Genomic DNA, 10,327 nt, shown 5'->3' with positions numbered 1-10,327 from the left:
GTCGGGCTGCGCGCTGGTCGGCGCCGGCTCGGCGGCGGGCTGGGCGTTGGCGGCGTCCGGCGCGGCCTGGTTCGAGCAGGCGGCCAGCGCCAGCGTCAACGCAAGACCCAACACATTCGCAGTTTTCATGAGGTTTCCTGACAGGTTCATCGTGGGGAACTGGGGCGGTCCAAGGCGACGCCGATCCGGTTCGACGCATGCGCGGCGCGCAGCCGCCCGACGCCGTCGCTGCGCGGTACGCGGCGGGCGAACGTCGTCGTTCGCGCGCACGCGTGCCGCAGCGGCGGCTCAGACGCTCTGGGTTCGGGTCTTGGGATCCTGGCTCGGCGCGTCGATCTGCGGCGCGTCGAGCTTGGCCTGGTAGGTCGACTGCTCGAGCGACTGGCTGGCCGCCTGCTGCTTGTCGACGTGGATGCGCTGATGGCCCGGATCGCTCAGCCCGCCCTGCACCGCGAACAGGCCTGCGCCGTTGGCGGTGGGGACGACATGGTCGATCTGCCTGAAGCCGCTGATCTTGGCTTCATAGGCCAGCGTGCCGGCCGTGCGCTCGAGCTCGTCGCGATTCTTGAACGCGTTCGGGCCGAGCTTTTCCAGGCCCTCCACCGCGCCCTTGTACAGGCCGTGGTCGGGATGGGCGGGATTGGACAGCAGCGGCGATTGCGCCGCCTGCTTGAGCGCGTCGAGCGTCCTGGGGCCGGCGACGCCGTCCTGCTTGAGCCCATGCGCGCGCTGGAAGTTGCGCAGCGATTCGCCGGTGCGATCGCCGTAGTCGCCGTCGGCGCGCAGCGGCTGGCCCTGCGCGTCGCGATAACCGAGCTTGTTGAGCGTTTCCTGCATCGCCCGCACGTCCGCGCCGCGCTCGCCGTGCTTGAGCAAGCCGTCGGCCATCGCGTTCGCATTGGCCGCCGGACGCGCCGGCTGCGGCTCGTCGCCGCGCGACAAGGTCTTCGGATCGCGCGCCATGTACTGGTTCAGGCCGTCGCGATTGCGGGTGATGTCGTGCAGGTAGTCGTAATTGCTGGTGCCGTTGGCGTCGCGGATGGCGCGGCCGCCGGTCACCGCGGCCACGGCGCCGCCGTAGCCGGCGATATGGCGCGCCTTGAGGAAACCGGCGACCAGTTCGGGCTTGGAGTCTTCGTCGAGCGCGCCGCTCTTGAGCGCCTGGCGATAGGCCTGGTCGCTGTTGGTCTTGAAGGCCTTGTCCTGCAGCTCGGCCGAGCCCTTGTACTGGTCCAGGCTCAGGCCCTGGTTCCAGTTGGACTTGTCTTCGAGGAAGCGGGTCATGCCGCCGGCGCTCGCCCACTTCCATTCCGCGCCGCGCACGGTGGCAGGGTCGAAGCCGTCGCGTTTCATCGCGGCGTCGAGCTTGTTCTTGTCGACATAGCCGGCGTCGGCGAGCCAACCGGCTCCCGCCTGGTAGCGACCGACGTAACCTTGCTTGTTGGTGATGGCCAGATCACCGCCGTTGCTCTCGGTCAGAACCGTAGAAGCAACCAATCGCCGGGTCATCGCGTCGTCCAAGTTCGCGATCGTACCCTGGTGGTACTCGTGGGCAGTGGCCGCTGCCTTCTCACGTCTATCAGCCATTACGCTGTTCCTATATGGATAGACTGGAAAATAAGTTGTGTGTGGTCCTTATCGGGACCGGTACCGCGAGCCTCCGTCGGAGGCTTCAGAGCTCCTTGCAACGCATCGACGCGATCTTCTGCGCCGGCTTGGTGAGGGTGAACTGATAGGTCGTGGTGCCGGGGCCTTGATTGCCGCCGTCGTCCACATAGCCCTCAGCATACACGATTTTCGTGCCTGTCAAGCGCAGTTCGAAAAATTGATTGGCCTGGGTGTTCTCGGCCGTGGTGCCGAAGTCCAGCTCGCACTGCCCGGCGATCGGCCGGACCGCGACGCCCGCGCCGAACTGGCGCTGCAGGACCTCCTGATAGTTCTCGCTGGCGTAGAACTTGAGCAGCACCAGCGAATGCACGCGCTCGCCGTCCCCGTTCAGCGTCGCCCCGACCTCGCCCTCGTTGGCCTGGCGGGTGCCCGCCTCCGCCCCGAGCTTGCCGTCGGGCACCTCGACCGTGCCGAAGCCGCTCAACAGCAGCGTACCGGAGCGATAGCGCGCATCGTCGGGCGAGGTCGAATCGGGATTGTCCTGCGGCGCCGGATCGCGCCATTGCACGCCGGCGACGCGTTCGAACGCCGACCACGCCGCGCCGCCGTCGGCGGCCAACACATCCAGCAGACCTTGCAGCGGACTCATCTCCTGCTTTCCTTGCTCAGCATGCGCCGCCGCGGCGGCCGCCGGAGCCGCCGGCGCGGCGGCCGACGACGTCTGGGCGGACGACGGGGCCGAAGCAGGCTTACAGCCTACCATCAGGGCCACGGCGAGCATCAATGCGCATTGGGGCGAATACTTCATGCGGACCTCGCCGGCATCCGGCGCGAGAGGTGCAGCCGTTTTATCACACCGAGGCTACGCACGATGCGACGGCGCGGGCATCGCGCGCGCGAGCCGCGCCTTTGCGACGTAGCGGTACTCGATCAAACCGCCGCTTCAATCGTTGCGCCAACGCTCCACGCAATCCGACTGGCCGGGTTCGCACATCGGCGAGCCGGTGGCCTTGCACTTCGCCAGCGCCTCGTTGCCCGCGTGCTCGATATCCACGCCCTTGCCGGTATAGATCGCCAGCTTGCTGCCGCTGCTGTCGGTCGCGCCGAACATGGTCACCGCGCACTCGTTGACGAAGGTCAGCACGATCTTGCAGTCGACGCCGCCGTTGGCCTTGCAGCTCTTCAACGCCGAGCGCTTGGCCTGGCGCTCATTGCGGAACAGATCCTTCGGATCGCTGACCCCGAGCTTCAGCGACTGCTCGTCCAGCGCGAACGCGCCGTAGCCGTTGTAGACCGTCGCCGAAGAACCGCCGCTGTTGCCGCCGCCCCAGTTCTGGTAGTTCGATCCGGGGATGCACTCGGACTGGCCGCCTGCGCCGATGGGGTTGGTGATCATGCCTTGGGGGCAGGCGCTGGTTGAGACGCTGACGAAACACAACGCAAGCGCGAACAACGGGCAAGCCGAATTGAGACGAGAGGTACGCATTCGAATCTCCTCAGACACCATCAAATAGATTCGTTAAAGGCTTCGCCACCCGAAGGCTAACGGCGCCCTTCAGGGCAGACGGCATCGATGCCGTGCGCAGTCCACTCACAAAAAATCAGTCAACCAATGTCGAAAAACAATTCGGCGCCCAACTTGGGCGCCGAATCATGAGTCAAGCAGTTCAAATTCTGAGTTAGCTACGACTAATTAGTGCGCTCTGCATAGCTGCATTCGGCAAAAAACACTTTGCAGCTACTGGACGTCTTCGAGCACTCGCCTAGAGCCAGCTCCTCTGCCTGCCCTTTTTGCGCGGCATGCGCCGAGACGAGGTCGCCCTTGCCGTTGCTGTCCGGCCCCCATGCAACCGCTGCGCATTGGTTGTAATAGGAGATCAAAACCTTGCAGTCGACGCCCCCCTTACTACGGCAGTGCGCCATTGCCTCTTTTTCTGCTTTTCGCTTGCTGGACAGGCCAGTAGACAAACCCACCTTCGAATTGACCGGGTCGGATGCGAAAGCTCCCCAGCGTCGAGCATAGCTCGGCTCGGAAGATCCACCGCTCCCGCCCCAATTCTGATGATTTTCGCCGGGGATGCATTCCGGCTGGCCACCAGCACCGATAGGATTGGGAATCGTCCCGGCAGGACAAGCGAAAGCCGTACCCACTCCAGCACTGGACAAGACCAGGCTTGCGAACAAGAAGCTAAGAATCCTCATCGGATAGACCTCGCGAATCTATTCAACTCGCTTCAATTAGGACGGACTGGAGTATTTAGCGCCAGTGTCTCGAATTTCACGTGACGCTCCCGCCGAAGCATTCGCCGCCGGCGGCGGCTGATACCCCGGCGAACCCGGACGATAGGTGTTGGACGCCGCATTCGCGCCACCACCCGCACCCGCTGCACCGGGAAAGTTGTTGGTGCCGTAATACGAACCCATCACACCATTGAAGAACATGCCCGCCATCGGCGGCGCGGTGATGATCAAGGCCGACAGGATCATGCCCAGACCGCCCTGCTGCAGGGCCATGTTCATCAAGCTTTCCGAACCCAAACCGAACTTGTTGCTGACCCAGAACGCCGTGCCGACCGCCAAGGTCATGTCGATCGCGATCGTCGTCATCGTGATCAGCACCGACATCGTCATCAAGGTGGCTATGCCGTAGAACAACCATTTTTGGAACAGGGCCTTGGTCTGGTCGAACAGCAGGCACAGGATGAAGAATGGACCGGTGCCGATGAACAGAGCCATAGCGATCTTGTTCAACATCATCGCGATCATGGCCATGATCACAGGAGCACCGAGACCGACGCCAAGCATCGACATCGTCTTCTCCTTGGTCTCGTTCGTCATCAGGCTGTCGCCGACGTTGATCGAGTCCATCATTTCCAGGCCGACGGACATGACGCCAAGGATCTTGTCCATGTCTTCGTACGGACCGTCGCCCTCCTTATCGGAGACGGCCCCGCGGACCACGGTGGTCAGTCCGTCGGTCAGCGCCTTGTAGCTGTGCGCGCCGGTACCCGCCACCGACACCGCGATGCCGACGATCAGCACCGTCTTCAGCGAGTTCACCACCAGCGCCATCATCGGCTCGCGCGACTGGCCGGTGGCGATGCGGAAGCCCTGGACGATGATCCACAGGGTGACCACGGTCATGGCGATGGCGCCGATGATCTTGCCGACCCGCTCGAGCAGGCTGTCCTGGAACTTGAGGATCATGAAGTCCAGGTGATCCTTGATCAGCGCGAAGAACGCCATCGCCGGCAGATCGCCCGCCTGCATATGCATCCAGTCCAGCAGGGAACCCGCCCCAAACGTCACCATGTGAATATCCATACGCCTTTCTTCTCCGCTGGCCCGGGCATCTCCACCCGGCCGCTATTAGTCCATTATCGCTTTTGCCCGTCGTGCTCCGAGCGCGGCCCGACGTCTTACATGCTGCGCTGGCGTGCGACCTCCAGGCCGCCCCTCAGCAGCGCGCCCTGGACGACCGACGAGCCGATGTTGCCCAGGATGTCGTTCTTGTCCTTCTTGTTCTTCAGCGCCTTCTCGGCCTGCGCGATCATGTCGTCGTTCAGGGTTTCGAGCACGGCGGTGTACGCATCGAGCAGGTACTTGCCGTTCTGGAAATCGGCGTCCATCTGCACCGACAGCTGGCTGGTCTGATTGGTGTTCTTGGTCACCTGACCGCTGCCGCTCGCCGCGCTGATGCCGTTGCTGTTGCCCACCAGCTTCTGGACCTCTTTGTCGCGCTCCTCGACTTTCTTGAGCATGTCGACCATGACGTTGAAGCGCAGATTGCGGATCTGGACGATGCGCTGGCAGATCTTGTACTGCTCGGTGGCGACGCCGCTCTTGCCCATCTGGCACAGCGTGTCCATGTCCTGGTTCACGCCGCGCTTCTTCAACTCTTCCATGTTGCCCTCGCGGAAGCCGGCGACCGTATTGAGGTTGAAGTTGCCGACGTTCATCGAGTTGTAGGTATCGGTCAGCGTGCTGACCTGCTTCTTGAGCTCGGTCAGCTGCTGGACCAGCTTGGCCTTCTGCAGCTCCAGCTGGACCTTGTTGAGGACCTGGGTGATTTCCGAAGCGAGGTAGGCGTGCGCCGGAGCGGGCGTCATCGCGGCGATGCCGACGGCCACCGAAAGCGCCAGGCTCAGGACGGAAGCGGAGAAGCGGGAAGAGGATTCGTGGTTCATGGTCGTTAGTCCTTTAAAGATTTGGATGAAGACGATCAGGAAAGTCCGAAAGCACTTACATGTCGCGCGACCTGGCTATCTTCAGCCCCGCGGACAACATCGCCCCTTGTGCGACCTGACCAATGGCGTCCTTGCCGGTCTTCTTGTTAACCAATGCCTTGCTCGCCAGCAAAGCCATCTCGCCGTCGACCGCTTCGATCATCTTCTCGTAGGATTTCAACAGCGCAACGTTGTTCTGCATGTCGATCTGGATCTGCGCGCGCACCTGGGCGATCTTGGCCGTGTTCTTCTCGATTCGGCCGACATTGCTCGCCGGAACGCTCTTGGAGTCCTTCTCGAGGGCGCGGATTTCGGCGTCGCGCCTGTCCATGTCCTTGAACATCTGGACCAGCGCGTTGTAGCGGCGGTTGCGGATTTCCACGCCCTTGCGGCAATACTTGAGCTGCTCTTCGGCGACGCTGCTCTTGCCCTTCACGCACATCCCGTCCATGCCGTAGGACAGATCGCGCTCCTTGAGCTCGGCGATCTTGACCCGCTCGGTGGTCGAGACGTCGAGACCGAAGTTGCCGGTCTTCAGCGCTTCCAGACGGTTCTTCTCCTGCGTCAGCTGCTGCTCCATCTGGCGGATCTTGTTGATCTCGCTGGTGACGTTCTTGAGCAGCGTCGCCTGATTGGCCCACTGAGTGCCTTCGGTGGCGCAGATGCCGACCGGATAGCCATAGACCAGATAACAAAACTGCGCCTGCGCCGGCCGCGGCAACAGCAATGCGCCCGCGCCGAGCAGCAGCGCGAACAACATGGGTGCGACGGAAGATTTGAGGTGCATCGGTCGATTCTCCTTTGGCTCCCGCCCCCTGTCCCCCCGGGGCGGATGTCGTTACAACGCTCGCTGGTCCGTGCTGCCTTGAAACAGTTACCAATTCAAACCGGGATCAACCCCGCGAGGCGCGCGCTTCCGCGACCGCCTTGCCCTTGCCCGAGCCCTTGCGGTTGGCGTAGAAGTCGGCCAGCCACTGCTCCGGGGTCAGGTCGTCCGGGCTCTTGCCGACTTTTTCGGCCGCCTCGCGCAGGACGCGGTGCATGATTTCGATGTTGTCGGTCGACGCCGAGATGACCGCCAGGGCGTCGTCCATGCCGCGCAGGTTGAGCTGGCATACCGTCGCCGCATGGCCCTGCTTGACCAGGAAGCAGCGCGAGCGCTCGTCCAGGCTCTTGACCACTTCGTACTCCGCATCGGTCAGCTTGAGGCCTTCGATGTAGTCCTCGCGGCTGGCGTTCGGGTTCGGCAGCAGGATCAGCGTCGCGGTCTGTTCGATCAGCGAGGCGGAGATGTCGCTGGCCAGCGCATCCTCCGGGCTCTGCGTGGCGAAAATGCCCAGGCCGTTCTGCTTACGGATGGTCTTCTGCTTGTTCTTGGCGAATTCCTTGAGCGCCCCGCCGCCGTCCAGGATCTTCCAGAACTCGTCCATGACGTAGATTAGCGGGCGGCCGTCGATCAATTGCTCCAGACGGTGCAGCAGGTAATTGATGACCGGGACGCGCACCTCGACGTTGTCGATCACATCGGTGTAGTCGAAGCCGATGATGTTCGCCTTCTCCAGGTTGATCGTGTCCACCGGATTGTCGAACACCCAGCCCAGCGAGTTGCCGGCGGTCCACTTGCGCAGGCGCGCATAGAGGCCGTCGTCGCCCATGTTGGGCAGGCTCTTCTGGAAGTTGGTCATGCTGCGCAGGTGCATCGGCGTGTCGAGGATGTTCTCGACCGCGCGGAAGATGTCTTCGTCTTCGCGCGCCGAATACTGCGGTTTCGCGGCCAACACCTTGATCAGATCCGCGAGGAACTGGACGTTGGTCTCGTTGTTCTCGCACTGGAACGGGTTGAAGCCGGTCGGCTGGCCGTTGTCCAGCGCCAGGTAGTTGCCGCCGCAGGCGCGCACGAAGATCTCGGCGCCGCGGTCCTTGTCGAAGAAGAAGATCGTCGGGGTCGGCTTGAGCTTCTGCACCTGGCTGAGCAGGAAGTTGATCAGCGCGGTCTTACCGGTACCGGACTTGCCGATCACCATGGTGTTGGCGATCGCCTTCTCGCCCAGCGAATTCTCGGCCGGGTGCGTGGCGTGGAAATTGAAGTAGTACGGCTGGCCGTTGGTGGTCTGCAACGTGGTGACGCTGTCGCCCCAGGGGTTGTTGTGCTGCTTGCCGGTGGCGAAGTTGTGCAGCGGCGACAGGCCGAGGAAGTTCAGCGAGCTGACGTTGGCGATGCGGGTGCGGTACTTCCAGTTGCCCGGGAACTGCGCGTAGAAGGACGCGGCGATCGCCATGTCTTCCTTGGCCGAGACGAAGCCGGCGTTGGACAGCTCGGCGCGCGCGGCGGCGACCTGAGCGGCCAGCTTTTCCTGGCTGTCGGCGTAGATGGCGAAGGTGAAGTGGTACTCGCCGAGCACGAAGTTGCCCGAGGCGAGCTGGTCCATCGCGTAGTCCAGCTCGACGATCTGGCTGACCGCCTTGTCGCCGGAGGACACCATCATGCCCTTGGTGCGGTCGAGCACCTTGAGCGCGTCCTGGCGCCCCATCGGGCTGAACGAATGGGTGATGACGTATTCGAAGTTGAGGTACTTCAAACCGTTGAGGATGCCGGGATAAGTGCCCTCGGCATATTCCTTGACGTTCAAGATCGCGCCGAAGTGGTTCGCGCCGGTCGGCGTGGTCACCACGTAGTCGCCGCTCTTGGCCGAGAAGGTCAGGCGGCTCACCGGCAGGTAGTTGTAGACCGGCGCGTTGAGCACCGGCACCGGCTCTTCCAGGCGGTTGAGCAGGTAGCCGAAGAATTCCAGGGTTTCGGAAAAGACGATGCCGTTCTTGGCTTCGTACATGCCCAGGCGGTAAGGCGCGTAGTCCTTGATCACCGCCTCGACGTTGCCGGCCAGTTCGATGACCTTGGCCACGGCCTGGTCCTGCTGTTCCTGCAGCACTTGCGCGTTGGCCGACTTCTCGACGAAGCGTTTGCTGCCGGCGACCGGCCGGTACATCATCGTCACGTACAGCTCGTTCTGCATCAGCTTCTGCGCCGACAGCGAGGCGTAGTAGCCGTCCGACAGATCCTGGTTGAAGACCTGCTGGAACTTGCTGTCGGTGCTGATGCGGCCGCGGCGGCGCACGTCGTGCACCCAGAACGCGACATTGGTGAAATCCGGCGCGCGCAGGGTCTGCAGCAGCCGGTTGAAGGTGTTGTGGCGGTGCTCGAGCTCCCATTCTTCGCGGCCCACGAACGGCAGGCCGCCCAGGCGCCAGACCAGCAGGAAATCGCCGCCGGTGGTCTTGATCACGGTGGGCGCCACGTGCGTGGACAGCGGAATGAATTCGCTGATGGGAGTATCGGGCGTGAACATGAAGAGGCTGGCGCTTCCGTGAAGTGGGAACGATCGGGGCATCGCGACCGGCCTGGGGACTAGGGATCCCGGACCGGGTGCAGCCGCCGTGCGCCAGGCGCACGACGGCTGCGTACATCATCAAGGCTTCTTGTCGCCCGGATTGCGATACGAATTGGGCGTGAACACCCACATGCCCTGGTGCTGCTGCAGGTTCCTCATCCGCATCCGGAACTGCGTGCGCAGTCCGAGCAGGCGGAAGATCATCTCGTCGCGACGCGCCATCTGGCGCATGATCACGATGACGATGGGCAGCGTCACGATGCAGAACATGTCGACGTAGAACGTCAGGAGCAGGCAGGCGCCCGCTCCCAACGTAAAGGGCACGTACGGCACCCCGAGGAACATCGCCGGGCGGGTACAGCCCCGGAACAGCACGTTCTTATGCATAGTTCTGCAGAACGGCCATCACCATGGCGCTGGTGTCGACGCCGACCTTGTCGCCGATCAGCATCTTGGCCAGCTGGCCGGCAGCGCCGATCAGGAAGCCGCCGATCAGGACCGGAGCAACCTCGGACAGACGCTTGTGGGCGAACGCGATGCCGTAGCCCGCGAAGATCACCGCGATCGTCACGATGGCGATCGACGCGATGTTCAGCAGCGAGTTGAGGTTGTTCATGAAGCCGGAAACGCTCTGCTTGGCTTCCGCGGCGGTCTGGGCGAAGCCGACTTCCGGCAGCAGCAGCAGGACGGCGAAGACCGCGGCCATCAGGGACGCGGACACGAAGTTCTTGACGTAGATGTTGGAGTTCATGAGATATCCCTTCTGTTCGTTGTGGGCGAAATCGAGCTTGGAACGGAGATGACGCGGTCGGTGGAGAAAGCGGTTCTAGTTCGTGTGGAGCTGGTTGCGGGTTGAAGCGGAACGTACTGGCTTAATGCGAAAAGGCGGCTGAGGTCGCAGCGGAAAGGTCTTGCGAAACGCGGGGTCGGGCCGAGGCCTGCGACTACGCTAAAAAACGAAGGCCTGGTCGCCTTGCGAAGGCGGCTTGGCCGGCGGCGCCCGCCCGGCGGCCGCGGCCGGGGCGTGCACCAGGGAAACATTGACCGGCGCCTGCGGCAGGGCCGCGGCCAGGTTCGCCGCGGCCGGCATCGGCTGGGCGGCGG

10 protein-coding genes are annotated in these 10,327 nt (G+C 63.2%); all 10 read right to left on the bottom strand.

The window, feature by feature from the left end; all coding sequences use genetic code 11:
• Positions 1–288: 288 nt before the first annotated feature.
• The 10 genes from A7A76_RS06880 to A7A76_RS06835 all read right to left on the bottom strand — a co-directional run bounded on the left by A7A76_RS06880 (position 289) and on the right by A7A76_RS06835 (position 9,974).
• A complete protein-coding gene (locus tag A7A76_RS06880; RefSeq protein WP_241200772.1) occupies positions 289–1,587 on the bottom strand; it encodes a peptidoglycan-binding domain-containing protein in 1,299 nt (432 codons plus the stop codon).
• An 85-nt stretch (positions 1,588–1,672) separates the two neighbouring features.
• Positions 1,673–2,389 carry a hypothetical protein gene (locus A7A76_RS06875; protein ID WP_206410493.1) on the bottom strand — a complete coding sequence of 239 codons (717 nt, stop codon included), beginning with the start codon at positions 2,387–2,389 and terminating at the stop codon, positions 1,673–1,675.
• Between the two features lie 162 nt (positions 2,390–2,551).
• Positions 2,552–3,094 (bottom strand): DUF4189 domain-containing protein, encoded by a 543-nt coding sequence (locus tag A7A76_RS06870; RefSeq protein ID WP_206410492.1) that lies wholly within the window; start codon positions 3,092–3,094, stop codon positions 2,552–2,554.
• Between the two features lie 203 nt (positions 3,095–3,297).
• On the bottom strand, positions 3,298–3,792 hold the full coding sequence (locus tag A7A76_RS06865; protein WP_206410491.1) for a DUF4189 domain-containing protein: 495 nt from the start codon (positions 3,790–3,792) through the stop codon (positions 3,298–3,300).
• Positions 3,793–3,846: 54 nt separating this feature from the next.
• The gene (locus A7A76_RS06860; RefSeq protein WP_206410490.1) at positions 3,847–4,932 is read right to left on the bottom strand and encodes a type IV secretion system protein; all 1,086 of its coding nucleotides are present in this window, start codon (positions 4,930–4,932) and stop codon (positions 3,847–3,849) included.
• A 95-nt stretch (positions 4,933–5,027) separates the two neighbouring features.
• Positions 5,028–5,795 carry a hypothetical protein gene (locus tag A7A76_RS06855; protein ID WP_206410489.1) on the bottom strand — a complete coding sequence of 256 codons (768 nt, stop codon included), beginning with the start codon at positions 5,793–5,795 and terminating at the stop codon, positions 5,028–5,030.
• Between the two features lie 55 nt (positions 5,796–5,850).
• Positions 5,851–6,621 carry a hypothetical protein gene (locus tag A7A76_RS06850; protein ID WP_206410488.1) on the bottom strand — a complete coding sequence of 257 codons (771 nt, stop codon included), beginning with the start codon at positions 6,619–6,621 and terminating at the stop codon, positions 5,851–5,853.
• A gap of 106 nt (positions 6,622–6,727) precedes the next feature.
• Positions 6,728–9,181: a VirB4 family type IV secretion/conjugal transfer ATPase gene (locus tag A7A76_RS06845; protein WP_206410487.1), complete on the bottom strand. Its 2,454-nt coding sequence runs from the start codon at positions 9,179–9,181 to the stop codon at positions 6,728–6,730.
• A 120-nt stretch (positions 9,182–9,301) separates the two neighbouring features.
• A complete protein-coding gene (locus A7A76_RS06840; protein WP_206410486.1) occupies positions 9,302–9,610 on the bottom strand; it encodes a type IV secretion system protein VirB3 in 309 nt (102 codons plus the stop codon).
• Positions 9,603–9,974, bottom strand: a complete 372-nt coding sequence (locus A7A76_RS06835; RefSeq protein ID WP_206410485.1) for a TrbC/VirB2 family protein — start codon at positions 9,972–9,974, stop codon at positions 9,603–9,605. Before A7A76_RS06835 ends, A7A76_RS06840 begins: the two co-directional genes overlap by 8 nt.
• Between the last annotated feature and the right edge of the window lie 353 nt (positions 9,975–10,327).

The organism is Lysobacter enzymogenes (genome assembly GCF_017168095.1).
In the GTDB taxonomy this organism is placed as follows: domain Bacteria; phylum Pseudomonadota; class Gammaproteobacteria; order Xanthomonadales; family Xanthomonadaceae; genus Lysobacter; species Lysobacter enzymogenes_D.
The sequence above is the reverse complement of the archived record's forward strand: the minus strand, read 5'-3'. Positions and strand labels throughout refer to the sequence as shown.

Bases quoted from the DNA above. Each gene is read 5' to 3' on its own strand.
- A7A76_RS06880 (WP_241200772.1), bottom strand. From the start codon at position 1,587: ATGGCTGATAGACGTGAGAAGGCAGCGGCCACTGCCCACGAGTACCAC.
- A7A76_RS06875 (WP_206410493.1), bottom strand. From the start codon at position 2,389: ATGCTCGCCGTGGCCCTGATGGTAGGCTGTAAGCCTGCTTCGGCCCCG.
- A7A76_RS06870 (WP_206410492.1), bottom strand. From the start codon at position 3,094: ATGCGTACCTCTCGTCTCAATTCGGCTTGCCCGTTGTTCGCGCTTGCG.
- A7A76_RS06860 (WP_206410490.1), bottom strand. From the start codon at position 4,932: ATGGATATTCACATGGTGACGTTTGGGGCGGGTTCCCTGCTGGACTGG.
- A7A76_RS06855 (WP_206410489.1), bottom strand. From the start codon at position 5,795: ATGAACCACGAATCCTCTTCCCGCTTCTCCGCTTCCGTCCTGAGCCTG.
- A7A76_RS06850 (WP_206410488.1), bottom strand. From the start codon at position 6,621: ATGCACCTCAAATCTTCCGTCGCACCCATGTTGTTCGCGCTGCTGCTC.
- A7A76_RS06845 (WP_206410487.1), bottom strand. From the start codon at position 9,181: ATGTTCACGCCCGATACTCCCATCAGCGAATTCATTCCGCTGTCCACG.
- A7A76_RS06840 (WP_206410486.1), bottom strand. From the start codon at position 9,610: ATGCATAAGAACGTGCTGTTCCGGGGCTGTACCCGCCCGGCGATGTTC.
- A7A76_RS06835 (WP_206410485.1), bottom strand. From the start codon at position 9,974: ATGAACTCCAACATCTACGTCAAGAACTTCGTGTCCGCGTCCCTGATG.